This is a genomic window from Occallatibacter sp. FHG110214_02 (assembly GCF_059115385.1).
On the sequence record NZ_JBZYWK010000009.1, the window covers coordinates 84192 to 110904 of the forward strand.

The following is a 26713-nucleotide window of genomic DNA, read 5'->3' on the forward strand; positions in this document are numbered from 1 at the left end:
CAGGCTGTGAATTTAAGGGCGGATTTGCGCAGTGGATTGCCTTTGAAGGTTCGTCTTGAAGGTCTGCTCCCTTTCGGCAACAAAGCTGGTGTATCCGGCGGGGTCCACAAAGGCGTTTTTGTCGCCCTTCTGAAAGCGCGCATATTTTTCCTTCAGGTCAAAATAGCTGCCGTGCGCACCGAGAAAAATATCGCAGGGCAGGGATTTGAGCACGGCGAACTGGTGGAGGAAATCGTCTGCGATGTGCGGGTAGGTTTTGTTGCCGATGAGTTTGTAGCTTTCAAGCACGCTGGGGCTGCCTACGATGACCACATGCAACGTTTTGCCGGCTTCCGTTTCGTCGAAGGTATAAGTCACCGTGCCGGGCGTGTGGCCTGCGGTGAGGTGCGCAACGAGCGCGGTGTTGCCGAGGCTGATGGTGTCGTTGTCATGCAGAACGCGGTCCACGTGCGCGGGTGGGAACCACATGGACTTATCGCTGCCGAAGCGGAAATCCGTGCGGCCACCGGACTCGACGGAACGCACATCTGCATCCATCACAAAATACTTTGTGTGCGTCATGCGAAGGATTTCCGCGCTCCCTGCTGCATGGTCGGAATGCGCGTGGCTGATGAGCAGTATCTTGATGTCGCTGAAGGGAAAGCCAAGCGCTTCTACGCTGTGCTTGATTTGCTGAGGCGAAGAAACAAGGTTGCTGTTGATGAGAATGTTTCCCTGCTGCGTGACGAGAAGGAATGCCGCCAGGTCTTCACTACCGACGTAGTAGAGATTGCCTGCGATGCGGAAGGGCGGAAGCGGGCGCGTCCATTCGGGCTGAACAGCGAATGCGCCTTGCGAGAAAGCAGGCGCGCAGAGGCATAGCAGGAATGCAGCAAGCAAAGAACGAACGAAACGCACGGGACTACTCCTGATGGATTACTGCTGCACGGGTGCTGCTCTGAGGATTTCGATGGCGCGCTCCAGATGCACGCCGCGCGAGCCTTTGATGAGGACGACATCGCTTGGCTCCAGATTTGCGGCGAGCCATTTTCCGGCGGCTTCTGCATCGGGAAGGAAGACCGCGGGAACGCCCGCGGCGGCGGCGGCGGTTACAAGATGCTCCGCGTTACCGCGCACGCCCACTACGAAGTCGAGCCCTGCTTCGGCTGCGGCCTTGCCGCATGCGGCGTGCAGTTCCGCGCCGTGCTCGCCAAGCTCCAGCATCTCTCCCGCAACAAGAATGCGGCGGCGGCCTGGACGCGCAGCGAGCGTGCGAATCATGGAGCGCAACGCTTCGGGGTTGGAGTTGTAGCTGTCGTTGAGAATGGTTGCGTCGTTGATTTCGAGGATTTCTCCGCGCTTGTCTCCGGCGCTGAGTGTGCCGAGTGCTGCGACGGCTGCGCTTAGCTCGACGCCTGCTTCGAGTGCAACGGCAAGACCTGCCATTGCGTTGAGCGCATTGTGCGCACCGAGCAGATGAAGCGTGAGGTCGGCTTCGTCTGCATGTGCGCGGAGATGCACGTGCACGCCGTCTGCGTCTTCCCTGGAAGAGAGGATCTGCGGATCGGCGCAGGGGCCTGCTCCGTAGTAAACAACCTTGCCGGAGAAGTCGCGGCCAAACTGCGAGACATACGGGTCATCGCAATTGAGGAATGCTGTGCCGCTGGAAGGCAATGCGGTAATCAATTCGAGCTTGGCGCGGGCAATGCCGGACTGGCCATCGGTGAAGTTCTCAATGTGCGCGGTGCCTACGTTGGTAATGACGCCCCAGTCCGGCGCGGCGATGCGCGCAAGGACTTCGATTTCGCCGGTGTGGTTCATGCCCATTTCAATGACGGCGATTTCATGCTCGGGCTCAAGCTTTAACAACTGCAGCGGAAGACCGTAGTTATTATTGAGGTTGCCTTTCGATTTGTGAACGTTGAACTTTGCGCCCAGCGCTGCGGCAACTGCTTCCTTTGTGGTGGTCTTGCCTGCGGAGCCGGTGATGGCGACAACACGCTTGCCCCACTGGCGGCGCACATGCGTTGCGAGCGATTGCAGTGCGGGCAGTGGGTCTTCTGCAATGAGCAACGAGATGGAAAGCGCCTTGTCTGACAAGGAGGATAGCTTCGATTTCGAAACAACTGCTGCGACGGCTCCGCGCTCTACTGCGCCTGCAATGAAGTCATGGCCGTCGAAACGCTCGCCGCGTACAGCGAAGAAGATTTCGCCGGGGGCGATGGTGCGCGAGTCGATGGAATAGCCCTGCGCGACAAGCGCTCCTGCATTTGGAATGCTCGAAGGGGCTTCCAGCACCGCGCCCGCGCCAATTGCGGCTTCCGCCAAGGTGAGTTTCATTGGGTTTCTCCGTTACTTAAACCTGCAGGGGAAGCGAATTCGGCGAGAGCTTTGCGGGCTACTTCCGAATCGTCAAAAGGAATGGTGCGGTCGGCGAGGATCTGCTCCTTCTCGTGGCCCTTGCCTGCGAGAAGAACGACGTCGCCGGGTTTGGCTGCTTCGATGGCGAGCTTGATGGCGGCGGCGCGGTCAGGCTCAACTATATAGCGCGTGCCGGTGGCTTTGAGCGCGGGCTCGATTTCGGCAAGGATTGCCAGCGGGTCTTCGGAGCGTGGGTTGTCGCTGGTGGCAACGACGAAATCGCTTCCCTCGCCAGCGGCCTGGCCCATCTTAGGGCGCTTGGTGCGGTCGCGGTCGCCGCCGCAACCGAAGAGCGTGATGACGCGGCTTCCGTTGCTCACACTCTTGCGAGCCAGCGCGGTGAGATTGCGTAGCGCATCATCTGTGTGCGCGTAATCGACAATCACACTGAAAGGCTGGCCTGCGTTCACTGACTGGAAGCGACCGGGCACTGGCTGCAATTGCGGAATGGATGCGACGAGCTGGTCGAAGGCAACTCCGCGTGCGTGGGCCGCAGTGAATGCGGCGAGCAAGTTGAGAATATTGACTTCGCCCGCGAGTGCGGATTGCACAGTTGCTTTGCCTGCGGGGGTTTCGAGTTCGATGGTTGCGCCGCTGGGAGTGAGCGTGTAGCTTGCAGCACGCCAGTCTCCCTGAGCTATGCCATACATGCGGACTTCCGCGCCTGCTTTACGTGCGACGATGGCGAGTTCTTCCGCGTGCGGGTCGTGCGCGTTGATGACGGCGACACGCGGAGCGGGATAGCGTGTGCCATCGAAGAGCAGACGCTTCGCTGCGAAATAATGCGCCATCGTACCGTGATAGTCGAGATGGTCGCGTGTGAGGTTGGTGAAGACTGCTACGTCAAATGCAACGCCGATTGCGCGGCCCTGATCGAGGCCGTGGCTTGAGACTTCGGTGACCAACTCGGTTGCGCCGCGCTCTGCGCCTTCGGCCATTAGCTCAAAGAGGTCGCGGGATTCAGGCGTGGTGTGTATCGATGGGCGAACTTCCCCGGCGATGTGGCATTCAATGGTGCCGACGAGAACTGTTTTGCGTTGTGCGTGGTTCAACAGCGATTCCGTTAAGAAGGCTGTTGTTGTTTTGCCGTTGGTTCCGGTGATCCCGATGGCTGCAAGCTTGTGCTCCGGATGGTGGAAGAATGCGGCGGAGGCTTGCGCGAGTGCGCGGCGGCCATAGTTCACTTCCAGAACCGGCAAGCCTGCGTTGTAAACAAGCAGATGGTCAAAGGTCTGCGAGGAATCGGTAATGATGCCGAGCGCACCGGAGGCAATCGCCTTCCCAACAAAGCGGTTGCCGTCGGTTGTTCCGCCGCGCATGGCGACGAAAACTGAGCCGGGGCGCACACGGCGCGAGTCGTATTCGATGCCGGTAATCTCCGCGTCTGATGAGCCTGCGGAACCTTCCGACGAGAGTTCTGCGATTAGGTCGTTCCACTTCATGCTGTGCTCGATTGTAGAGGGCTTATTTCATTCTGCACAGCTAACGCGTACAGCGCACAACAATCTTTGTGCCGGGTGTGACCATGGTTCCGGCGGCGGGAGCTTGTTCGCGAACGGTACCGCTGCCTGTGAACTGCACCTCAAGCCCGGCGCTGCTGGCGGCTACGATCACCTGGCGCATCGACATGCCGACGAGAGATGGCACCTTGAGGCTGTGCTCCGTGGGGACGACTACGGAAGCGGATTGCTGCGGAGTTTTTTGCGCTGCGGGCGTAGTTGCTGGCGGAGCGGCTGTTGTTGCTGCGGGCTTTTGCGCCACCGCAACAGTGTTTGCTGCGGGTTTTGCGGGCTGCGGTGCTGGCTGGGTTTGCTGCGGCGCGGGTTGCTGACGCAACGGGTCGTCGCTGGGGAGGTCATTCACCGCGGCATAGAGCTGGTTCACGTCCTGATCGTCGCTGTGGTCGTCTTCTGCAAGGGCCTTGCCCGTAGTAACGGGCGTCTTCTGCGCCCGCAACTGCTCGTCGTGCGGCACGCCGAGATATTCCAGCACTTCCTGGCCGATTTCCTGAAAGACAGGGGCCGAAACCGCAGCGCCATAGTAGGACCCAGCCTTGGGGTTGTCCATGACAATAGCCACGGCGATGACAGGATTGTTGACCGGCGCGATGCCGGCGAACGAGGCGACGTGCATCGTCTTGGAATACCTGTGCGTGGCGGGGTCCACCTTTTGCGCGGTGCCGGTTTTGCCACCGGAAGAGTAGCCATTCAGTTGTGCGTCTTTGCCGGTGCCGTAGAGCACTACGCCTTCCATCATCTGGCGCATCTGCGCGGCGGCCATCGTTGAAATTACGCGATGCGCGCCGTTCGGCAGCGGATTGGGAAGCTGGCTATCTGCTTTGAAGGGAGTGGCAACAGGCGATTCCCCCGGCTTTGGAGCAGGCATGAGGATGTGCGGCGGAAGATATGTGCCGCCGTTGGCGATGGTCGAAACCATGGAGACGAGCTGCACAGGGGTTACCGCAATTTCCTGCCCCATGGCGATGGAGCCAATCGACGACGGGCCCCACTTGTTCACGGGACGCAGCAGACCGCGTGTTTCACCGGGCAGCTCAATGCCAGAGCGCGAGCCGAAGCCGAAGGCGCGAACGTATTGGCTGTAGCGGTCCTGTCCAACCTTGAGGGCCATCTTGATTGCGCCTACGTCGCTGGAGATTTCAAGCGCCTTGTGTACCGGAATGACGCCGGGATGCTCGCCCTGGTTGTCGTGAATGACGCGGCCCGCGAGAGTAATCTGGCCGCCCTGGCAATCGACCATGTCATCGGGCCTGGCAACGCCCGCATCGAGCGCAGCCGAATATGCAACAAGCTTGAAGGTCGAGCCGGGCTCGTAGACATCGCTTACAGCGTGGTCGCGCAAGAGCGCAGGCGTCGTGCGGCGGAATTGATTTGGGTTAAACGTGGGCCGGATGGCAAGCGCGAGAATCTGCCCGGTGTGCACATCCTGAATTACAACCGTGCCGCTGTCCGCATGGGTGCGGTCCATCACGTGGTCGAGAGCGCGCTCGGCCATGTACTGAATGTTTTCGTCAATGGTGAGAACAAGATTCTGCCCCGGCTGCGGTTCGCTTTCTGTGGAACCGAGGACGTGGCGGCGCGCATCCATAGCGGTGAGCATGTGACCCGGCACGCCATGCAGTTGCGCTTCGTACTTCTGCTCCAAACCGCCGAGGCCTGTGTCATCGATGCCTACGTATCCAAGCACCTGCGCGGCAATCTGGTTGTCAGGATAAGAGCGCTGAAATTCCTTCTGGAAGTAAATGCCCTTGAGATTGAGAGCGTGGATTTTTGCCGAAACCTCCGGGGAGACACGGCGCGCAATCCATGCAAAGCCGTTGTTCTTTGCGAGGCGCGCAGCAATCTGCTCTTCGCCTGTTGGCACATCCGTCGCATCGACATGCACAATTGAGGCAAGCGTGGCGGCAACCTGCTTCTTGTTTTCAATTTCCGTGGGAACGGCGTAGATGGAATCGACCTGCACGGTCATGGCCAGTTCACGCAGGTTGCGGTCATAGAGCACGCCGCGGCGCGGAGCTACCTCAAAGGTGCGCTGCTGCTCCTTGGAAGCCCGTTCCGCGTATTCATGATGTCGAACAATCTGCAGCCAGAAGAGACGTCCGCCGATGGCGCTGAGCCAGAAGAGAAAGAAGAGGCAGATGAGCCAAAACCGCGCCCGCCGCAAGGGAATCGATCGCGGAAGAAAATCATTCCGTGACGTGTAGCGGTTGGGGGCGCGGTTGGAAAAAGCGGCTGTCTGCATCAGGGTCGTGGCTCCTAAAATCAGGTTAGATGCAGACGCCAACTACTGCATAGGCGCTGTAACCTGCGCCATGGAAGGCGCGGAATTCGAGTTGTCAACAGCGGCGTTGGGATGTACCACCTGGCCAGGCTGTGGAGCGGCAAGGCCGTAGGTCTTCGCCATGGTGTCGATGCGCGAGGGCTGCGTCAGTTGCGCCTCTGCGAGGCGAAGCTGGCGGTTCTCTTCGCGCAGCGCGTTGAGCTGCTGCTTTTCGCTCTCCACGCGGTAGGACTTCTCAATGGCGCTGAAGTGCTGCAGGCCGTAAATCATTACCAGCGTAAACAATACGGTGACAGCCGCCGAGAAGACACGCATCTCGCGGGCACGCACCGGGTCCGGCGCCTTGACGAGGCGCGAGTTGTCAAAGTGCTTGGAGAAGTAGAACTCAGGCGTGCGAACGCCGCGGCGGCGCGCCGGCTGGCTGGCCAGCACTTCCATGTTGCGCTCTGCCGCGCGTGACTTCACGCTGCGGCCGGTCTCGAAATAAGTGGTTGCTGCTGCCGCCATAGTTCACCTCAGCTTTCGCCGAGAGCTTTTAGCTGTTAGCTATTAGCTCTTAGCTTGTTCTTGCTTTAACTTTCGACCTCAAAATTTCCGAGGCTGTTTTCCTAACTTCCAAAACTTTGTTTCCGCACTTCCGAGCTAAAAGCTAATGGCTAATAGCTAACGGCTGCTTTTCGTTCTTTCTGCTGCTCTTAACTTCGCGCTGCGTGAGCGCGGATTACGTTCCGTCTCTTCTTCACTTGCCGTTACCGGCTTCTTCGTCAACAGGTTCCAGATTCCCTTGTGTGCTCCGTCGCGCAGACTGTCTTTTACGAGGCGATCTTCCAGCGAATGAAAACTTATGAGGGCTACTCTTCCGGAGGGCTTAAGCAACTTTGGCGCGGCCTCCAGCAAGTCCCGAATTTCGTCCAGCTCGCGATTGACCACAATGCGTATCGCCTGGAATGTCCTCGTTGCGGGGTGAATCCTGTCTTGTTTCATCGCCGGGGCGGCCTGCCGCACAATCTGCGCCAATTGCGCTGTTGTTGCGATGGGCCGCCCGCGGACAATGGCTCTGGCGATTCTCCGCGACCTCCTTTCCTCTCCGTATTCGTAGATGAGGTCGGCAAGCTCTCGCTCATCGAACTCATTTACCACTTGTTCGGCGGTAAGCCCGCTGCGCGTATCCATACGCATGTCGAGCGGACCGTCCGCCATAAAACTGAATCCCCTGGGTGCTTCGTCGAGCTGCATGCTGCTTACGCCGAAGTCCGCAAGCAAACCATCGAGCGTGCCCGGCTCAACGTGCTTCTCAATCGAGCTGAAGGCCTCGCCTATCAGCGTGATTTGCGGAGCCTTGTCGCCAAGCTCGCTGCAAACTTCGTCGAGCCTTGCCTTGGCCAGCGCCAGCGCCGCGGGGTCGCGGTCGAATGCAATCAACCTTCCCTTTGGCCCCAGCTTCTTCACAATTTCGGAAGAATGGCCAGCGAAGCCGAGCGTGCAATCGGCAATCGTGCTGCCCTCTCGCACCTGCTCCGAAGACACCTGGAGATAATCCAATACCTCTGTCAAAAGAACCGGCACATGGCGTTTGTTCTGGCTCGTCATGTGTTCCCCCTGGGGGAAAACCCTTAATCTTTCCGGCGGAGCAGTTCCGCCATTGCCTTGCGATCGTCTGCGGTGAACGTGTCCGCCAGCATCGCCGCTTCAAACTGTTGGCGGTTGTGGACCTCAAGATGGTCCCGCATGCCAATCACCGTTACTTCCACGTCATCCAGACTGGCCGACTTACGCAGCAATTGCGGCAAAACCAACCGGGCCTGCGAATCCATCTCTACCTGCTGGCCCCAGTAGCTGGTCCGTGCCAGGTACTTGCGGGCCGCTTCATCAAACTCGCTCGACGCGGCTAGCTGGTCTTCACGCTTTTGCCACTCAGGCAGCGGCCAGATTTCCGCGTTCTTGCCATCGATGCTGGTGACGTAAAACTCCTTCACCTCGGAGGAATCCACCAGCGCCTTGAAGGCAGAAGGGAGCTTAAGCCTACCCTTCTCGTCAATCTTGGCCGGATGGTTTCCGCGAAACATCGTTTTTCCCTCTGCTCTGGTCCACTGGGCTCCACGTCTGGGCCCCTTTTGAAGCCGGCTAGGGTGCCGGTCTAACTTCCCTTGCTTTAAGTCACCCGAAAAAATTGGGTGTAATTTCTACAATCGTCGTATTCTTGTGTTGGAAACAGAGTGTTCTACTCCACTACACTCCATTTCGCTCCACTTCGTTGATATTAGCTTAGATTGCAAAAACAGCAAAAGGGAAAAACAAAAGCTTCCACAGGCGGAGTCAAGCAGGGGTATCAAGCCGGACAACTTGTGTAGTTTTATTTTGGGAAATACAAGATATTGTGTTTATGGATTTGGTTCTCTAAAAATAGGTCACCGCAAAAAGCCCCTTGCGGGCTCAGAGCACACCATTTATATGGCAAAGGAATAGCGAAAGTGCTCGCTGGACGGCTGAAAAACCTGCAAAACCGATGGGTTTAATGGGCGCTGCGCTTTTTCCGGTGCCGCTCCAGGACCACCGTCACAAGGTAGAGCAGGACGATGACGTTGATGGCGAAGAGGCTGAGCCGCATCCAGGTGAGGCGGTGAATCAGCTCGCGGATTTCGAGCGGCAGGAAAGAGGCCGTGATGATGAGCGTCAGGTACTCGCCCCAAGCCTTTTCGAGATAGAGGCCGATGCCTTCAAGAATTCCCAGCGCGGCGTAGCAGAATGCCGCGAGGCCGATGCGGCGCAGCATAGGGTCGTTTACCAGCTCGGCCTTGTCGAGCACGAAGTTGACGAAGCGCGACTCGGGGTTGAAGCGCAGATCGGCGGCGAGATTGCCGAGCACGTCACCCACGTCCTTGCCGATGAGGTGCAGGGCGGCAACGCCTACGGAGGCAAAGACAAGCGAAATAAGAAACTTGTAGGCCGCAATGAGGACAAGGCCTTTATCGTGGCGTTTGCGGGCCGTCGTAAGCTGGGTGGAAGTCGTCATCGGGGAACTGGGGCTTTCTTCATTGTACGGACTGGACCTCTGCTGCCTGCGAACGGCTAGTGTTTTGCATTCAGCAATGCCTCACGATCCAGTACGTTGCCATCCACAATCAGGTTCACGATGCGACGCGCGTTCCAGACGTTGGTGGTCGGGTCGGCGTCGAGGACCAGCACATCGGCGCGGCGGCCGGGAGCAATCAGGCCCAGCTCATACCAGTGAAATTGCAGCTCATAGTTGTTGGTTGCGGCTGCCAGCGCCTCGCGGGGCGTGAGCCCAAGGCGAACCAGCATCTCCAGCTCCGTGTGCAGGGAGATGCCGGAAAAAGAGCCCGTGACGGGAGCGCCGCTGGCGGCCAGGTAATGCGGCTGCGCGGCAAAGAAGGCTTCATTCAGGTTCCAGAGCCGCATGGCGGACTGGTCGGCCTTTTTGCGCTGCCCTTCTTCCATCCAGCGCTGCGCCGGGCCGGGCAAACGGTGCGCCCACTGCGAAATCGGGTAAGTCATCTCGCCGGTTTTGCGGTCGGGAGGGTTGTACATGCGCGCCGGGTCGAGCAATGCCGCTGCGGGCTCTGTCCACAGGTTGCGGTGCCCAGGGAGCTGCAGGTAGTACGTGCTGAAGGTGGGCATGAGCGCAGCGTGATGCGAGGCCAGGAACTTTGCATAGTTACGCACGTGGATGTCGGTGGGGGGCAGGCGTTCCGAGTAATCGAGCGCGGTTGTTGCAGCCGAGCCAACGGGGTCTTCTACGAGAGGCTGCTGCAACTCATCGGGAATGAGGCCAAGCTCATAGCGGCCCATGTGCAAGAGCACGTCTACGCCAGCCTCAATGCCTACGCGATACGGCGTCGATGCAAACTCGCCGTATGTGATAAGGCCCATCTGGTGTGCGCGAGCGAGAATCCACTGCGTATTGGCGGCGGTAAGATTCGAGGCAAGCCACAGGACGCGTGTGCCCAGCTTGGCTGTGTCGGCAAGCTGGCGCTGCGTATCCTGCGGGTTCAGCTCCGTGGGACGCGTACCTTCATGCAACTTGTCTTTCCATGCGGGCTGGCTGGCAAGCAGGCTCCAGTCGTCGGCAATGCCGATGGAATCGAGCAGGTAGATATGCGGAGAAGGATTGGCGGTGAGAAGAACATGGCCGCGCTGCACATCAGAGCTTGCGACCACGGTTGTTACGCCCATGTAGAGGTTCGCGTTGGCTTCGCCCTGGCTGCCCATGCCGGCAAAGCCGTCGATGAGGCCGGGGATGATGAACTTCCCTGTGCAGTCAATTACGCGGGCATCTTTGGGAATGACAGTGGTGGCACGCGGACCCACTTCGGCAATCTTGCCATCGTGAATAATGACGGCCGCATCGGTGAGGTCTTTTGCGGAGCGGCCCCAGTCGGTGAGGTCCACAACGGTCCCGCCCACAAGCGCAAGCACCGGCGTCTGCGACTGGGCAGTCGCGACGCCAAGCACAAGAGTAAGAAGCATCACCAGAACGCAGCGGGAAATTCGCATAAGTCTTGCTTGTCTTGCAGTCTGATGAGGATTGTCGCACACGAACATGAAAAGACCGAGACTAACTCGCAACCAAAGTCTTTCGCTTGCGCGAGTTGAGCAGCGGTTGAAGCTGCGTCCAGGCCTCGTCTGCGCTTACGCCGTACTTTTTGCGCAGCGCATCCACCTTGCCGTGCTCAATGAACTGGTCAGGCCAGCCGATGCGAACAACGGGGACGTGAATCTCCATCTCTTCGAGGGCTTCCAGCACTGCCGAGCCGAAGCCGCCCATCTTTACATGGTCCTCAAAGGTGACAAAGGCCGCAACGCGTTGCGCATACTTTGCAAGCATCTCGCGGTCCAGCGGCTTGATGAAGCGTGGATTGATGAGCGCAGCCGAGTAGCCTTCATGCTCCAGCCGCGTGGCAAGCGCCTGTGCCAGCGGCATCATGCTGCCAAGGCCGAGGATTGCAACATCCGAACCATCCGCGATGACCTGCGCCTTGCCTACGGGCAGCAACTGCGGCTCAGCTTTACGCGCCACGCCCACAACAGCGCCACGCGGATAACGAATCGCACTGGGACCGGGAAGCTCCAGCGCGGTCTTCATCATGTCCGCAAGCTCGTCTTCATCTTTCGGAGCCATCAGCGTCATGTTGGGAACGCCGCGCAGATAGCTGATGTCGAAGAGGCCGTGATGCGTGGGGCCATCATCGCCGGAGAGGCCAGCGCGGTCCATGCAGAACAGAACAGGCAGCTCCTGCAGGGCCACGTCATGCACAATCTGGTCAAAGCCGCGCTGCAGGAATGTGGAATAAATTGCGCACACTGGACGATAGCCGCGTGTGGCCATGCCTGCCGCAAAAATCACCGCATGTTCTTCGGCAATGCCTACGTCGAAGTAGCGCTTGGGATGATGAGGCCGGAACAAATCAAGGCCCGTGCCGTTCGGCATGGCAGCGGTAATCGCTACAACGCGGTCATTCGTATTCGCAAGCTCCACCATCGTATTTGCGAATGCTTCGGAGTATGTCTGCTCGCCCTGCTTGGTCGTGCCTGTCTCCGGGTCATACGGTCCGAGCCCGTGGAACTTCTTCGTCAGATCCATTGCAGGCTGGAAGCCGCGGCCCTTCTGCGTCAGCACATGCAGCAGCACGGGGCCGTTTGCGTTCTTCAAAAATTTGAAGGTCTCCACCAGCAGCGGAAGATTGTGGCCATCAATGGGGCCGAAGTATTCGAGACCAAACTCTTCAAACAAGACCGAAGGCCACAGCATGCTCTTCGCAGCCTCCTCAGCACGGCGCATCACATTCACCGCCGTCTTGCCGCCAATCTTCTGCACAATTTTTTTCGCGGAGCTGTGCAGATTCTGGTAGTGCTCGTTCGTAACAATCTTGTGGAAGTACCGCGCAATGGCACCCACGTTGCGGTCAATCGACCACTCGTTGTCATTGAGTACGATAATGAGCTTCTTGGTCTGCTCGGCAACATTGTTCAGCGCTTCAAATGAAATGCCATTCGTAAACGCGGCGTCGCCAGCAACGGCAACAATGTTCTCGCTGCCGCCTGCAAGGTCACGCGCCACGGCCATGCCCAGCGCGGCAGAGAGCGCCGTGCCCGCATGCCCCGCGCCGTAGCTGTCATGCTCGCTTTCGGTGCGCAGCATAAAGCCGTTCAAGCCACCCGGCTGGCGAATGGTATCAAAGCGTTCACGGCGACCTGTGAGCAGCTTGTGCGTATAAACCTGGTGGCTTACATCAAAGAGAAACTTGTCCTCGGGCGTATTGAAAACGTAGTGCATGGCGAGCGTAAGCTCCACCACTCCGAGGTTAGGACCAAGGTGGCCGCCGGTCTTCGACAGCGATTGAATCAGAAAAGCGCGAATCTCTTCCGCAAGGGCCGCCATCTGCGCGTAATCAAGGCGCTTCAGATCGGCAGGAGAATTGATTGCGTCTAGCAGTGCTTCCATGAACGTCCTTCAGCCAGGTGATGGCTTGAAAAATCTTGCAAAGAGCACATCCCTGCACGTTTAGATGCACCGGAGGGCTATCTTTCAGTATATCAACGAGTGAATTTTCCCGTAATGCCCGCCTGTCTCTCAGAAATTAGACGCAGCTGCCGCCAAACGGATGGACAAAATGGCATTCGCAGGGAACGAAGAGAAGGCGTAAGTTCCCTCGACTGCACTGCAACATCCTTCGCACACCGGGGTTTACGATTGAGTCAGAGCATGGGTTGCAGATGAAAACAACAGGCACACGGCAGTTTCTACAGCGATTTCTTTTTGCGGCAGCGATTGCATACGCGCCGCAGCTTCACGCACAGTTGCTTACGCCACCAACGCAGCAAAGCGTGGCCAATCCGCTGGACCCTACGATGAAGCCCGGCAAGGCTGCACTGCTTGACCTTGAAGCCAAGTTTGCAAAGGATGTTGCCGAGCGCGGTGGCGAGGGCTTTGCCTCATGGTTTGCCGACGACGGCACCGTACTGAGCAACGGAGCCGCGCCCATCATCGGCAAAGTTGCCATTGCAAAAAACTCGAAGTGGCTTGCGAAGGATTATCAACTTACATGGACGCCGACTGACGCTGTGATGGGACCATCCGGCGACATGGGCTACACATGGGGCCACTATGAAGGCAAGGGCCATGACAACAACGGCAACCCCGTGCTCACCTCTGGCCGCTACATGACCATCTGGCGCAAAGGAAGCGATGGAAGCTGGAAGGTGCTTCTCGACGCGGGAGCAACCGAACCACCCGAGGCCGGCGACTGCTGCAAGCTGCCCGGCACAAACTAATCACAAACGAGTTCGGGGGCAATCTATTTCCCAGCTTTTGATAGAGCCACCGCAGAATCCTTACAAGACGCCGTGAGAGAATGCCTGCACGGCGTCTTGTCTTTGACTCGAACCGCTGTGCACCACCTATTTCCCTATGTCCTTTACAGGAAACGCACTGAATCTGCTCTTTGGCCGCCCGCTTGCCACAAGCGAGGAGCGCGCGGAGCACATTGGCCCCATGGCGGGCATCCCTATCTTCGGTCTTGACGCTCTGAGCTCCGCCGCGTACGGCCCTGAGGCCGCGCTCACGCTGCTCCTTCCGCTTGGCCTTGCAGGCGTGCACTACATTCTGCCCATCAGCATGGCGGTCATCGTGCTGATGACGATTGTCTTCTTCAGCTATCGGCAGACGATTGAGGCTTATCCGCAAGGCGGCGGCTCTTACACCGTCGCGACGGAAAACCTTGGCGACAACGCGGGGCTGCTTGCCGCCGCAGCGCTGATGATTGATTACATCCTCACCGCTGCCGTCGGCATCTCCGCGGGCATTGGCGCGCTCATCTCCGCAGTGCCAAGCCTGCAGCCGCACACGCTGGAGATGTGCCTCATTGTGCTGGTGGTCCTCACGCTGATTAACATGCGCGGCGTGCATGATACGGGCGTCGTCTTCATGATTCCCACGTATCTCTTCACCGGCTCGCTGCTCCTCATCATCGCCGTGGGCGCGTGGCATATTCTGTGGACCGGCGGGCATCCGCATCCGGTTACTCCGCTGCCCATTGCGCCGCCTGCTACGGCAACGCTGAGCTTATGGCTGCTGCTCAAAACTTTTTCCTCCGGCTGCGCGGCCATGACCGGCGTGGAAGCCGTCAGCAACGGCGTAATGGCCTTTGGCGAGCCGCGCCGCAAGAACGCCAAGATTACGCTCACCATCATCATTGCGCTGCTGGCTATTTTGCTGGCGGGCATGGCGTGGCTCTGCCGCGAATACAACGTTGCCGCAACTGTGCCTGATACTCCCGGCTATGAGAGCGTGCTCTCCATGCTGACGCGCGCCGTGATGGGGCATGGATGGTTCTACTATCTTTCGACCGCCTCCGTACTACTGGTTCTTGCGCTCTCTGCCAACACGGCCTTTGCGGATTTCCCTCGCCTTACGCGCTCCATTGCGCTGAACAACTACATGCCGCACATCTTTCTGCTGCGCGGACGCAGGCTGCTTTACTCGTGGGGAGTCTATGTACTCGTTGCGCTCACCGCGCTGCTGCTCATCATCTTTGGTGGAGTAACGGACAGGCTCATCCCGCTCTACGCCATCGGCGCGTTCCTGGCTTTCACGCTCTCGCAGGCGGGCATGGTGGTGCACTGGAAGCGTGTAGGCGGCTCGCCGCTGAAGATTGCTGTCAACGGACTGGGTGCATTCGCAACAGGCATCACCACGCTGGTTGTGCTTGTGACCAAGTTTGCCGAAGGCGCATGGGTCACCGCGCTGCTCATCGTCCTCATGATTCTGATGATGCGCGCCGTACGCCGCCACTACCGCCGCGTGGCAAAAGAAATTGCGCTGAATAAGCCGCTCTCGCCCGAGGAAATTGTCGAGCCCATCGTGATTATGCCGGTGGACCAGTGGACGCGTATCACAGAAAAGGCGCTGGCCTTTGCGCTCTCCATGTCCAACGACATTCGCTGCGTACACGTGCAGACAACCGACGAGCCGGACATCATCTGCGATATATGGGAGAAGGAAGTGGCCACGCCGCTGCGCGATGGCAACAAGTGCGTTCCCCGCCTGGAGGTGCTGCACTCGCCTTACCGCACCATTATTCAGCCGGTGATTGATTACATTCTGAAGATTGAGGAAGAGACCAGCCCGAACCGCAAAATCTGTGTGCTGGTGCCGGAACTGGTGGTCAAGCACTGGTGGGAAAACCTGCTGCACAACCGCCGCGCCGACATGCTCAAAGTGCTTCTGCTGGTGCGCGGCACGGAGCGCATCATCGTCATCAACATCCCGTGGTACCTGGAGCGTGGCTGATTCTTCCCTGCCCCGGCTATCATTCCGGCCCGGAGAACGTCCTAATCCTGACCTGTTACAAAACCGCTCCGGGGTAAATTTGGCCCCGGAACAGCTTCATGGAAGCAGGGGTGACGGGATAGTCTAGGTATGTACCGGATTCCACGGATTCACCCCGGCCTCCTGTAATGGAGTCCGGCGCCGTGTGCCGCAAGTTTTGTGTGAAGTTTTGAGGAGAATTGCCTTTTGAACAGGAAGTGGTTGATTTCCTTTGCGGCTGCCGCCCTTGCCGCGCTTTTGCCCCTGGCCGCTGCGGCCCAGATTGCCCCGGAACGTCCTGCCCGCCCGGAAGACCCTGATGCCGCTCTCAAGTGGAAGGGCTACGTTGGCGTCAGCTACACGGCCCTGAACCAGGTGAACCAGTCGCGCTACGGCCTCATTGGCGTCAACGTAGGCGTCATTCGCGACTTCGGCCGCTTCTTCGGCGTCGATGCGGAAGGCTCCTTTTACCGCTGGTCTGCCGGTTCCGGCAACCCCGGCAACCCCACGGTAACTTACGTCCTTGCCGGACCGGAAGTCCACGGCCCCATCTTTGAGCGCTGGAACCTGTTTGGCCGCGCACTGCTGGGCGGCGCGCACACCGGCGGAACCGGCCAGAACCCCGACATCTCCTTTGCCGGCGGCTTTGGCGGCGGTGCCGAGTATAAGGTGAGCCGTCGCATCTTTGCCCGCGTCTATGGCGACAATATTGCCTCGGCCTTCACACTCACCGGCGCAAATTCAACGAACGGCTACTCCACGCACGAGCGCTGGAACCCCCGCGGCGGCATCAGCGTTGCTTACCGCTTTTAGCAAAGCCAAAATCGTTTCAAAAGAAACAGGCGTGCATGGATCATGCACGCCTGTTTCTTTTTCGTTAGCAATGAATAAAGTGACCTGCACAAAATCAGCAATGCGGCTCACAGCCTGCAGGGATTTTTCCGCTCCATCAATCTATCTTCGCTAACACAGGCAAGCCGACACAGCCCTCTGCACAGAGTTAAATGCTTTAGCCCGGTGTTCAATCACACTCAAAAATAACTGTCTGAAATTGCCGCACATTCCCGCTCGCAAGTAGTAAAACAGTTTCGACCGCATCCATCCTTATGGAAGTTTGACGTGCTAAGCGCTTGCATCTCCTATAAACTCTCAGGCGGAGGTCTTGAGAAATCATGACACGCTGGAAGTCATTTCTGTTCCTTGCTCTCACCCTTGTTCTGGTGAGCAGCGCGTCCACTAAATCCCCCGCTCAGGTTTCCATTGGCGTCAACATCGGTGCTGCACCGGTGTGCCCGTATGGCTACTTTGATTACGCCCCCTACAACTGCGCTCCTTACGGCTACTACAGCCCCGACTGGTTTACCAACGGCATCTTCATCGGCGCAGGCCCGTGGTTCCATGGCCCCCGCGGCTTCTACGGCCACGTGGATAACCGCTGGGACCCGCACTACGGCTATCATGGCCCGTTCCCTGACCGCGGCGTTCGCCCGTTCAACCACTTCGTCGCCAATGAAGCCCGCGACGGACGCGGCCACATCGGCAACGCTCCGCACGATGGCGGACGCGAGCATTTTGGCGGCTTCTCCGGCCACGGCCCCGCTGGTGGTGGTCACCGCCGCTAGTGCGCAACGCTGCTGAACATAAAAAGCCCGCTTCTGAGAAGCGGGCTTTTTGCATTGCTATCCTCTAGGCGCATAGCATGCTTGCTGCTTTTCAGGCGCCCGGGACAATGTGGCAAATGGCTTGCAGAAGCCTAACAAAGCATGGCCTTACCAGAATTTTTTCTAACAAGGCAGTCTTAGACAATAAGAAAATATATGCGGTTTTTCGACTTTTGAGCTATTATTCTGTCCACCCCCGGAAATCCAAGAAAATTAGGAGCAAGCCGTGATAGGCAAGCCCAAGATATTTGTCAGCTATTCCTTTAATGAGCCATCTCTAATGGAAGCGCTCAAAAGCAGGCTTGAAAAAACTGGGTTTGCCGTCCACATCAACACGGGCGTACCCCACACAGATGATCTTCACCGTGCGATCTCGGCTAATCTGGGCCAGTCTGATATTGTCATTCCGATCATTTCATCTCACTGGCTTGAGTCACATGAGTGCCGTGACGAATTGGTCCGTGCGCATGAACGGAAGAAGCTTATTGTTCCGTTTGTGGATCGCTCGGTACTCCATGACTCCTCACATCCTATGCCGTGGTACATAAGAAGTATCCTGCAGGTGGAATATACCAGCAGGGACTGGGATCGCGCTCTCGATGAACTCGTTGAAAAACTAAATAATATGAAGCTCGATTCGTGGAAGACTAAATGCTATAGTGACATTCAACTCATTAGTGACAACATTAAAACATACAAGGGAAATGCACCGATATGGCAATCCTCGTTGTGTCAACGAGCTCTGTCACTCGCGGAAGAGCAAATACACAACATCCTTGCGACCAACAAGTGCAAATTTGAAGTAGCTTACGAACGAGCGTACCTGGATTTTGCACAGCCAATTTTCGGTCAGGCAAAATCAATTATCGCAATCTGCATTGCATCCACCTCCACCTATTGGACAAATCCATCCTTTCGAGCAGATGCCGCCGACTATCTCGAGCAGCAAAAAAACTCAGCAGATTCCATCATGCGATTATTTGTCTTCAATTCGCTTAATGAACTGACAAAGTTTCGACAGACACTTAAAAGAAATTACGAGGCTTATGGCAACCCAAACAAAAACCGGAATCGGCAAAAAAATGGGATATTTCTCTGTTCCACAAACTCATATGCCGAACTATTAAAACGTTGGGCTCTCGTTTCCAATACTCTCGAACAGGACTTCGGGTTGTTGTCGTTTGATGACACGGATATACGCATGTACGCAACACTGGACAAGATCTACTTTGAGTATCTGACCTACAAAGAAAACGACAATACCTCTACGAGGTATCAGTTAGTAAATAAGTTTTTCAGGGAATTACAAAATTTAAAGGCCGGAGCGTTCCACGAAGAATCCTGTGTAGTCCGGTGGCATCCTGATTGGTCACACGATAATGCCAAACTACACAGAGCAGGAACAAAATTATTTGAGGACAGGCACCAGCAAGCAAGACATACCGTACTAATTAAGGCAGAAACGGATTCAGAGGACGTATCAAATTATCTTCGTCAACTCGCTTCGCTCTTTGACCAGAAAAAAGACGACCTGAAAATCAGAACAATTAGCTTGAAGAAGCGTAGTGACATGGCACCTACCGACGGAAGATATGCAGCATCAATACTCTCAGAACAGAACTTTGATTACTGCCTGTCCATGACCTTTGCAGACGAACACGCTATGCGCCACTATTATGAGCATGAAATCCACTCAAGGGAACGTGAAAGACTCTACATATTCTTGAACCCAGCCACAAGGCCCCTTTTTGAACAAGCAGCAGCAATGCCAAGACATGACCGAACGGCCCGAGCTTTCGTATTCATGAAAATCGAAAAGATGATGCGTGATGGCGGCTACATCCAACGTATCGATATACGCGATGATGATTCGCTCTTTTACCCGTTAAACTGGTAATTCATTAGCTGTACAACAGGTTTCGCTGTCTCCCTAATCTCAGCCCTCTTCCGCTTCGCGCAGCTTGGAGATAACGCTGAAGTCTTCCAGCGTCGTCGTGTCGCCCTTGATCTCGCCATGCGTAGCGAGATCGCGCAGCAACCGCCGCATAATCTTGCCGGAGCGGGTCTTCGGCAGCCCCTCGGTAAAGCGAATATCATCGGGCCGCGCCAGCGAACCAATCTCCTTGGCCACCCACTTCTTCAACTCGGCCTTCAGCTCTTCGCTCGGAGTGTTACCGCTCTCAAGCGTCACAAACGCGGCAATCGCCTGCCCCTTCAGGTCATCGGGACGGCCAACAACCGCAGCCTCCGCCACCTTGGGATGCGCCACCAGCGCCGACTCCACTTCCATGGTGCCCAGGCGGTGACCGCTCACGTTAATCACGTCATCCACGCGGCCCATCAGCCAGAAATAGCCATCGGCATCCTGCCTTGCGCCGTCGCCGGTAAAGTAGCAGCCCGGAACATCCGTCCAGTAGCTCTTCTCATACCGCTCGGGGTCGCCGTAAATCGAACGCGCCATCGAGGGCCACGGCTTGCGAATCACCAGCAAACCACCCGAGCCAGCAGGCACCTTCTCAAACTTGCCATCCACATCCGGCTTCGTCACCACTTCCGGCAGAATTCCGAAGAATGGCCGCGTCGCCGAGCCCGGCTTCGTCGGCGTAGCGCCCGGAATCGGCGTAATCATGATTGCACCCGTCTCGGTCTGCCACCACGTATCCACAATCGGACACTTGCCATGACCAATCTTGTCGCGATACCACATCCACGCCTCAGGATTGATGGGCTCGCCTACCGTGCCCAACAAGCGCAGCGAATCGAGCTTGTACTTATCCACCCACTCGTCGCCCCACTTGATGAAGGCGCGAATCGCCGTCGGCGCGGTATAGAAAATCGAAACCTTGTGCTCGTCAATAATCTTCCAGAAGCGCGAGAAGTCCGGGAAGTTCGGTGCGCCTTCATAGAGCAGAACAGTAGCGCCATTCTGCAGCGGCCCGTACACCACATATGAGTGCCCTGTTACCCAGCCGATATCCGCCGTGCACCAGTACACATCGTCATCGTGAATGTCGAAGACATACTTCGTCGTCAGGTACGTGCCAACGGCATAACCGCCCGTCGTATGCACCAGGCCTTTGGGCTTGCCCGTCGTGCCGCTTGTGTAAAGAATGTAGAGCGGATCTTCGGAATCCAGCGGCTCCGCCGGGCACTCCGTCGGCGCATTCTCCACGAGAGAATGCCACCACCAGTCGCGGCCCGTCACCATCGTCACCGGAGCACCGGAGCGCTTCAGCACCACCACATGCTGCACCGTCGGGCAGCTTTCGAGGGCGATATCCACCGCGGCCTTCAACTGGATTTCAATGCCGCGCCTGTATGCGGAATCCTGCGTAATCACCGCTACGCACGACGAATCATTCACGCGGTCGGCAATCGCATGCGCCGCAAATCCGCCAAAGATAACCGAGTGCACCGCGCCGATGCGCGCACAGGCCAGCAAGGCAATCGCCAGCTCCGGCGTCATGCCCATGTAAATGGCCACGCGGTCGCCCTTCTTGATGCCCAGTTGTTTCAGAGCATTGGCAAACTTCTGCACCTCAACGTGCAGTTCCGCATAGGTCAGCTTGCGAACCTCGCCCGGCTCGCCTTCCCAGATGATTGCGGTCTTATTCGCGCGTTCACCCAGCGCATGACGGTCCACGCAGTTGTAGCTCAGGTTCGTCGTACCGCCCACAAACCACTTCACCCACGGCAGATTCCAGTCCAGAACCTTGTCCCAGAGCTTGAACCAGTGCAGCTCCTTCGCCACGTTGCCCCAGAAAGTCTCCGGCTCCTCTATCGACTGCTTATAAAGCTCCTCATACTGCTCGATGGACTGGATATGCGCCTTGGCGCTGAACTCCGGAGACGGGGGAAAGAGTCGATTTTCGCGAAGCGTGGAATCAAGTGCCTGGTTGGCATCGGCGGGCGTAGAAGACATGTATCGTTCCTCAAAGCGAAACTATCGTATCGGAGCAACTTTAAAGGCCGGGACGCACGCGCCGCAAGTTGGCGGCACCGTGCGCCCGTTCTCTCTACAAGTACCGCTTCTGATGCCAAGCCCAAGCCGTGCTCAGGATGTCATCCAACTGCGTATAGCGCGGCTTCCACCCGAGTTCGGCAATTGCCCGCTCCGAGCTGGCAACCAGCACCGCCGGATCGCCTGCACGCCGCGGATGCACCTCTGCCGGAATCGCGTGCCCGGTGACGCGCCGCGCCGACTCAATCACCTCGCGCACGGAGAATCCCTTCCCGTTGCCCAGGTTGTAAATCAACCGCTCTTCCGTAGGCTTCTCCAGTGCCGCAAGCGCCAGCAAATGCGCATCCGCCAGATCGGAAACGTGGATGTAGTCGCGAATGCACGTTCCATCCGCCGTCGGGTAGTCTTCGCCGTAAATCCGAATCGACTCGCGCCTGCCAATCGCCACATCCAGAATCAGCGGAATCAGGTGCGTCTCCGGCTCGTGCTCTTCGCCGCGCACCACGCCCGCCGCCGTCTCCGGCGCTCCGGCCACGTTAAAGTAGCGCAGCGCAGCCGACCGCAGCCCGTGAACGCGGTAGAACCACCCCAGCATGTGCTCCACCAGCAGCTTCGATTCGCCATAGGCGTTCGTGGGCTTCAGCTTCGCATTTTCGGGAATCGGCACAACCTCCGGCTCGCCGTACACCGCCGCCGTCGAGGAGAAGACCAGCTTCTTCACTCCCTGCGCCAGCATCGCTTCCAGCAGGCTCAGCGTGGAGGCCGTGTTGTTGCGAAAGTACTTCTCCGGCTTCTGCATCGACTCGCCGGCCTCAATCAGCGCGGCAAAGTGAATCACGCCGTCAAACGGCTTTCCCTCGGCCTTCGCATCCATGAAAAGCTTTTCAATCAGAGCCCGGTCAGAAATATCCGCTTCCACAAAGGCCACCCCCTGCGGAAGCGCCTCACGGCGGCTATGGCTAAAGTTATCCAGAATCACGGCTTCATGGCCGCGTTCCACAAGCAACTCCGACACGGTGCCACCAACGTAGCCCGCCCCACCTGTAACCAATATCTTCACAGAATTGTTCCCTCACCTGAACGGTTTTCGGTTAACCTGAGTCTATTACAGATAGCGATTGGCAGGTTTCCGCATTCCCAAGTGATTGTTTTTCAAGGTTCAGGAAGCTGCCTGCCCCAGCCGAGAGAAAACTCGCCGGCCCGACTCACCAGAACGCCCGGCATGCAAAACTGGAGCATTTTTGGATGTCTGTAATCGTAGTTCGGCGTAAAATGTCAGCAGGCAGTCCGGTGGCATGGCGAGAGCGTGCCGCGGCGGCTAAGAATATTGATAAGAACTATCGAAAGCATTGCTCTCTCATTTACATTGATAACATCGGTTGCGCTTGGCTGAAGAGTTTGTGGAAGAAGAATTATGCCCGTGGGGTTTTCGATTTGGGAAACATGCCCACTGCAACACAAGCAGCGCATCTTTTCCTTCCTCAGGGCTACGCAATTAGGCAAAACCGCATATATAGGTTGGTAGATACACATTCTATGGCATGGCTGAATCCGCGCTTACATCCCGCCCGGCTCCGGCGATGCGTTCAACAAGGCAGTAACGTTTCGCTTCGCAGTCGCTGTACACCGGAATCCACGCACCAACGCGTTTCTCCGCTGTCACACCGCTCCCGGCGAATCACCCAATCGTGAATTACGACGAGGAAATACTAGAAATGGACCCGAACCCGCTACCAATCCGAGCCGACTTTGGCCTTCTGCCTGAAACGAAGAAGAGCCCGGCATCGTTTGTGACGAGCGCGGTAATCAACGTCGCTGTCCTGGCCCTTTTCATCTACATCGGTCTTACCGCTAAAAAGGTTATCGAGGCACACAAATACGAGCAGACGGAGCTTGTCTTCCCCACACCGCCTCCTCCGGTAGTCAAGATTAAGATGCCGCCTCCGCCGAAGATTCAGCCTCCCAAGCCGCCGGAGGTCAAGGTAGAGCCGCCAAAGATTGAGCTGCCGAAGCCGACGCCGCCTGAGCCCAAGCCTATCCACATGGAGCAGCCCAAGCCGGCGGAGCTCAAGGCTGCCAAGCCGCAGGTCGTGCTGGCTCCGCAGCCCCATGCCGCGCTCCAGGCCGCCATGCCGGCGCAGGTTCAGCAGCCTCATCCTTCCACTGCCCCCGTGCACCTTGGCGAAACCTTCGGCGTTACGCCCAATCCCAATGCGAATAAGCCCGCCACCGTCGCCGCCATCGGCAATCCCAACGGCGCCAGCGGCGCGGCTGTTGCGCCCCACGGCGTAGTCGGCTCCGCAGGCATCGGCAACGGCACCCGTTCCGGCTCGAACGCCGGCAACGTTGGCCGCGTTGCCTCCGTAGGCATGCCCGGCGGAACAGGCACCGGCGCAGGCAACAGCCCCTACGGCAACAGCAAGGTTGGCTCCGCGGGTATTCCCGCAGTGCAAACGGCTTCCGTTCCCAGCCCCGCGGCTGCGGCAGCGCCCAAGTCCACCAATCTCGAAGTCATCTCCAAGCCTCCCGTTCGCTACACGGAGGAAGCGCGTTCTCTCAAGATTGAGGGCGACGTGGTTCTCCGCGTAACCTTCACCGCGTCCGGGCAGGTGGAAGTACAAGGCGTAGTGCGCGGCCTCGGCCACGGCCTCGATGAAGAAGCCCGCCGCGTCGCACAGCAGATTCGTTTCCGCCCGGCAACCCGCAACGGTCAGGCCGTGGATTTAACCACCAACATCACCATCAGCTTCCAGTTGGCTTAACATCAAAGAGATGAAGTTCTGGCAGTTTCTTTGAATCTCAGTTGCAGCGGCATTGCCTAAGGTTCAATCCGCGGAGACTAAAAAATAATAGGAGTTCCCATGAGTTTTCGGAAGATTCCCCTCGCGCTCCCGGTACGCACGTTACCGGCGCTCGCGATTCTGGCACTGGCGCTCAGCGCTCCTTCGGCCTTTGCCAAGAAGGACCCGAAGTTTGAGCAGCAGCACCAGTTGACGCCGGAGCAGGCTGCGCTTGTGCAGAGGGCGATTGCGCGCGAGAAGGTCTTAATCAAGAACATTCAGCAGCGCACTCCGCTGGTTGAAACCTACATTCAGGACACGCGGCCCGACCAGAAGCTCGGCGTCACTCCCGTCTCTGATACCTATATGCTGAGCCGCGTGGATTTCGGCAAGGGCTTCTTCGACAAGGACTACACGCCCCGCGCCGAAGAATCCAAGGACAAGAAGGGCTGGTTCAAGGGCTCGCTCTCGGCGCTCGGCGGCCTCAGCAAAGCTCTCGGCTTCGGCACCGGCGGCTTTGGTTATGTGGAAGGCGGCTTCCGGGACATGATGTTCCCCGACCCCACCTCCTTTGACCAGGAGCACTACGTCTTCAACTACGTCCGCCGCGAGTTCCTCGGCTCGGTCCGCACATGGGTCTTCGACGTGCACCCCAAGGAAATCCGCCCTGGCCACTTCTATGGCCGCATCTGGATTGAGGATGAAGGCGGCAACCTCGTGCGCTTCAACGGCACCTTTACCCCGCCGACCAATGAGGATGCCTCCGGCCTCTACTTCCACTTCGATAGCTGGCGCAACAACATCCAGCCCGACATCTGGCTCCCCGTCGCCGTTTACGTGGAAGAGTCGCAGCGCTCCGAGCGGGACAAGACCCTCGGCCTGAAGGCGCAGACGCACTTCTGGGGCTACTCGCTCCGCCTGCCGCAGCGCGAAAGCGAAAACGGCAACATCACCGTGGATAACGCCGATGACAAGAGCGCCGATTCGCAGGATGTAAGCCCGCTGCAGGCCTCGCGCCAGTGGGTCACGCAGGCTGAGGACAACGTCATCGACCGCCTCGTGCAGGCCGGCCTTGTTGCTCCCTCTACGCCCGGCGGATTTGAAGAAAAGGTGCTCGACCAGGTTGTCACCAACCTCGCCGTGCCCAACAACCTCGCCTTCACCACCCCGGTGCACTGCCGCATCCTGCTCACCAGCACCATTGAGGCCACCACCGTCGGCAACACCATTCTGCTTTCCAAGGGCCTCATCGATACCATCCCGCTGCACGAAGGAACGCTGGCCTCCGTCATTGCGCTGGAGCTTGCGCACGTTGCCCTCGGACACCACATCGACACGCGCTACGCCTTCAACGACCGCCTGCTCTTCCCCGACGAGTCCACCTTCCGCCGCATCAACATGTACCACAAGGATGCGGACAACGAATCGGCAGCGAAGACCGCCATGCAGTACCTGCAGGCCTCCATGTACAAGGACGAGCTGCCCAAGGCCGGCCTTTACTGGGAGCAGCTGGCCGACCGCGGCAAGGTTCTCAAGGCACTCAACACCCCGCGCCTCGGCGACTCCCTGCTCAAGCAGGACGGCACGCCGTGGATGGGCGAGCTGGCCCACCAGGCTCCCAAGCTCAACTGGGATGACCTCTCGCAGAGCCCCGCTCTGCCGCTGGGAAGCTGGCTCAAGGTCAATCCCTGGGATGACCGCGTGGCACAGTTGAACGTCAAGGCCTATGCACCGATGAACGCCCGCGAGAAGATGCCGATGGAAGTAACGCCCATCTACTACCGCCTGCAGCGGTACACGGATGCGGCTCCGATCCAGCCAGTGGCTGACCCCAACGCGGCCCCGGCGCCCGGCGCAGCTCCGGCGCAGAATCCTCCGGCAACGACTCCCACGACTGGCCAGCAGCCTGCGGACAATCAGCCGCTCGCTGTCCCGGCTCCAACGTCTCCAGCGCAGACGCCCGCGCCGCAAACTCCGTAATCGGACCGAAACAGGAAGGCCGGGACTGAAAAAGCTCCCGGCCTTCTTTTCTGCATTTTCCCCAGAAAAATCCCAGCGCCAATGCCCGCGCCGGTTTATTGTGGAAGGAAAGATTTAATGAGTATGAAAAGGTTTCTTCTTGCCTTGCTTGTAATGGCAGTTCCCGCCGCGGCAGCCAGCGCCCAGGCCGACTACGCCGCACGCCAGCGCCAGCTTTCTCTCTCCGCCGGCGTCATCGGTTCGGCCTTCAATCCCGGCTATTCGGAAGTTGACCCTGACGGCAACAAAATCACCAACTGGAAGTTCGGCCCCGGAGCTATTGCAGACCTTCGCATCACCCACTGGATTCAAATTGAGGGAGAGGCCCGCTGGATGCGCTGGAACGCCTATGTCGATGAGCCCCAGTCCGACGAAAAGCAGGACCACTATCTCGTTGGCCCCCGCGTTCCCATCAAGCGCCTCTTCGGTCACTACGACACCTACGGCAAGGTACTCTTCGGCGCCGCCAACATGGAAACCGACACCGCGGTCGGCTGGTTCAGCTCCATCGCTCTCGGCGGCACAGTCGAGCGCAAAGTCTCCAAGCATTTCGTTGCCCGGCTCGCGGACTTTGAGTACCAGTTCGACGGCAGCAACCGCGCCAATGCTGACGGCACCACCTCGCATATCAAGATTCACCCCTACGGCTTCAGCATGGGCGTAAGCTACAAAATCTTCTAACCACTTCTCCCTGACTGCCGCAGGCACCCCCCGGCCTGCGGTGTTCGCCTTTCCTCCCTTCCCCGTTCCATCCCCACAAAAACCA

The 26713-nt window shown here is 58.1% G+C and carries 20 protein-coding genes; 8 read left to right on the plus strand and 12 right to left on the minus strand.

What is annotated here, in order from left to right; translation table 11 throughout:
• Positions 1 to 12: 12 nt before the first annotated feature.
• The 10 genes from bla to dxs all read right to left on the minus strand — a co-directional run bounded on the left by bla (position 13) and on the right by dxs (position 12661).
• Complete coding sequence (bla, locus tag AC5S3R_RS10345; RefSeq protein ID WP_494266958.1) at positions 13 to 897, minus strand: subclass B3 metallo-beta-lactamase; 885 nt, start codon at positions 895 to 897, stop codon at positions 13 to 15.
• Positions 898 to 915: 18 nt separating this feature from the next.
• Positions 916 to 2319, minus strand: a complete 1404-nt coding sequence (locus tag AC5S3R_RS10350; RefSeq protein ID WP_494266959.1) for a UDP-N-acetylmuramoyl-tripeptide--D-alanyl-D-alanine ligase — start codon at positions 2317 to 2319, stop codon at positions 916 to 918.
• Positions 2316 to 3842 (minus strand): UDP-N-acetylmuramoyl-L-alanyl-D-glutamate--2,6-diaminopimelate ligase, encoded by a 1527-nt coding sequence (locus tag AC5S3R_RS10355; protein WP_494266960.1) that lies wholly within the window; start codon positions 3840 to 3842, stop codon positions 2316 to 2318. The genes AC5S3R_RS10350 and AC5S3R_RS10355 overlap by 4 nt, the downstream gene beginning before the upstream one ends.
• Positions 3843 to 3882: 40 nt before the next feature.
• Complete coding sequence (locus AC5S3R_RS10360; protein WP_494266961.1) at positions 3883 to 6159, minus strand: penicillin-binding protein; 2277 nt, start codon at positions 6157 to 6159, stop codon at positions 3883 to 3885.
• A 42-nt stretch (positions 6160 to 6201) separates the two neighbouring features.
• Positions 6202 to 6705: a cell division protein FtsL gene (locus AC5S3R_RS10365; RefSeq protein WP_494266962.1), complete on the minus strand. Its 504-nt coding sequence runs from the start codon at positions 6703 to 6705 to the stop codon at positions 6202 to 6204.
• A gap of 156 nt (positions 6706 to 6861) precedes the next feature.
• Positions 6862 to 7788: a 16S rRNA (cytosine(1402)-N(4))-methyltransferase RsmH gene (gene rsmH, locus AC5S3R_RS10370; RefSeq protein WP_494266963.1), complete on the minus strand. Its 927-nt coding sequence runs from the start codon at positions 7786 to 7788 to the stop codon at positions 6862 to 6864.
• A gap of 23 nt (positions 7789 to 7811) precedes the next feature.
• Positions 7812 to 8264 carry a division/cell wall cluster transcriptional repressor MraZ gene (locus tag AC5S3R_RS10375; RefSeq protein WP_494266964.1) on the minus strand — a complete coding sequence of 151 codons (453 nt, stop codon included), beginning with the start codon at positions 8262 to 8264 and terminating at the stop codon, positions 7812 to 7814.
• Positions 8265 to 8710: 446 nt separating this feature from the next.
• The gene (locus AC5S3R_RS10380; RefSeq protein WP_494266965.1) at positions 8711 to 9211 is read right to left on the minus strand and encodes a DUF2127 domain-containing protein; all 501 of its coding nucleotides are present in this window, start codon (positions 9209 to 9211) and stop codon (positions 8711 to 8713) included.
• Positions 9212 to 9267: 56 nt separating this feature from the next.
• Positions 9268 to 10713 (minus strand): amidohydrolase family protein, encoded by a 1446-nt coding sequence (locus tag AC5S3R_RS10385; RefSeq protein WP_494266966.1) that lies wholly within the window; start codon positions 10711 to 10713, stop codon positions 9268 to 9270.
• 61 nt (positions 10714 to 10774) lie between these two features.
• Positions 10775 to 12661, minus strand: a complete 1887-nt coding sequence (gene dxs, locus AC5S3R_RS10390; protein ID WP_494266967.1) for a 1-deoxy-D-xylulose-5-phosphate synthase — start codon at positions 12659 to 12661, stop codon at positions 10775 to 10777.
• Positions 12662 to 12933: 272 nt separating this feature from the next.
• Between dxs and AC5S3R_RS10395 the strand changes: the two genes are divergently transcribed.
• The 5 genes from AC5S3R_RS10395 (at position 12934) to AC5S3R_RS10415 (ending at position 19084) form a co-directional block, all read left to right on the plus strand.
• On the plus strand, positions 12934 to 13491 hold the full coding sequence (locus AC5S3R_RS10395; protein ID WP_494266968.1) for a YybH family protein: 558 nt from the start codon (positions 12934 to 12936) through the stop codon (positions 13489 to 13491).
• Between the two features lie 136 nt (positions 13492 to 13627).
• Positions 13628 to 15508, plus strand: a complete 1881-nt coding sequence (locus tag AC5S3R_RS10400; RefSeq protein ID WP_494266969.1) for an APC family permease — start codon at positions 13628 to 13630, stop codon at positions 15506 to 15508.
• A gap of 225 nt (positions 15509 to 15733) precedes the next feature.
• Positions 15734 to 16339: a hypothetical protein gene (locus AC5S3R_RS10405; protein ID WP_494266970.1), complete on the plus strand. Its 606-nt coding sequence runs from the start codon at positions 15734 to 15736 to the stop codon at positions 16337 to 16339.
• Between the two features lie 359 nt (positions 16340 to 16698).
• Positions 16699 to 17148, plus strand: coding sequence for a hypothetical protein (locus AC5S3R_RS10410; RefSeq protein ID WP_494266971.1), 450 nt, complete (start codon positions 16699 to 16701; stop codon positions 17146 to 17148).
• Positions 17149 to 17413: 265 nt separating this feature from the next.
• A complete protein-coding gene (locus AC5S3R_RS10415; RefSeq protein ID WP_494266972.1) occupies positions 17414 to 19084 on the plus strand; it encodes a TIR domain-containing protein in 1671 nt (556 codons plus the stop codon).
• 39 nt (positions 19085 to 19123) lie between these two features.
• On the opposite strand, the gene acs is transcribed toward AC5S3R_RS10415, so the two are convergent.
• Positions 19124 to 21109, minus strand: coding sequence for an acetate--CoA ligase (acs, locus tag AC5S3R_RS10420; RefSeq protein WP_494266973.1), 1986 nt, complete (start codon positions 21107 to 21109; stop codon positions 19124 to 19126).
• A 94-nt stretch (positions 21110 to 21203) separates the two neighbouring features.
• Complete coding sequence (gene galE, locus AC5S3R_RS10425) at positions 21204 to 22208, minus strand: UDP-glucose 4-epimerase GalE (protein WP_494266974.1); 1005 nt, start codon at positions 22206 to 22208, stop codon at positions 21204 to 21206.
• Positions 22209 to 22863: 655 nt separating this feature from the next.
• On the opposite strand from galE, the gene AC5S3R_RS10430 reads away from it, so the two are divergent.
• The 3 genes from AC5S3R_RS10430 to AC5S3R_RS10440 all read left to right on the plus strand — a co-directional run bounded on the left by AC5S3R_RS10430 (position 22864) and on the right by AC5S3R_RS10440 (position 26628).
• A complete protein-coding gene (locus tag AC5S3R_RS10430) occupies positions 22864 to 23910 on the plus strand; it encodes an energy transducer TonB (RefSeq protein WP_494266975.1) in 1047 nt (348 codons plus the stop codon).
• Between the two features lie 99 nt (positions 23911 to 24009).
• Positions 24010 to 25908 carry a M48 family metalloprotease gene (locus tag AC5S3R_RS10435; RefSeq protein ID WP_494266976.1) on the plus strand — a complete coding sequence of 633 codons (1899 nt, stop codon included), beginning with the start codon at positions 24010 to 24012 and terminating at the stop codon, positions 25906 to 25908.
• Between the two features lie 123 nt (positions 25909 to 26031).
• Positions 26032 to 26628: an outer membrane beta-barrel protein gene (locus tag AC5S3R_RS10440; protein ID WP_494266977.1), complete on the plus strand. Its 597-nt coding sequence runs from the start codon at positions 26032 to 26034 to the stop codon at positions 26626 to 26628.
• Positions 26629 to 26713 lie beyond the last annotated feature (85 nt).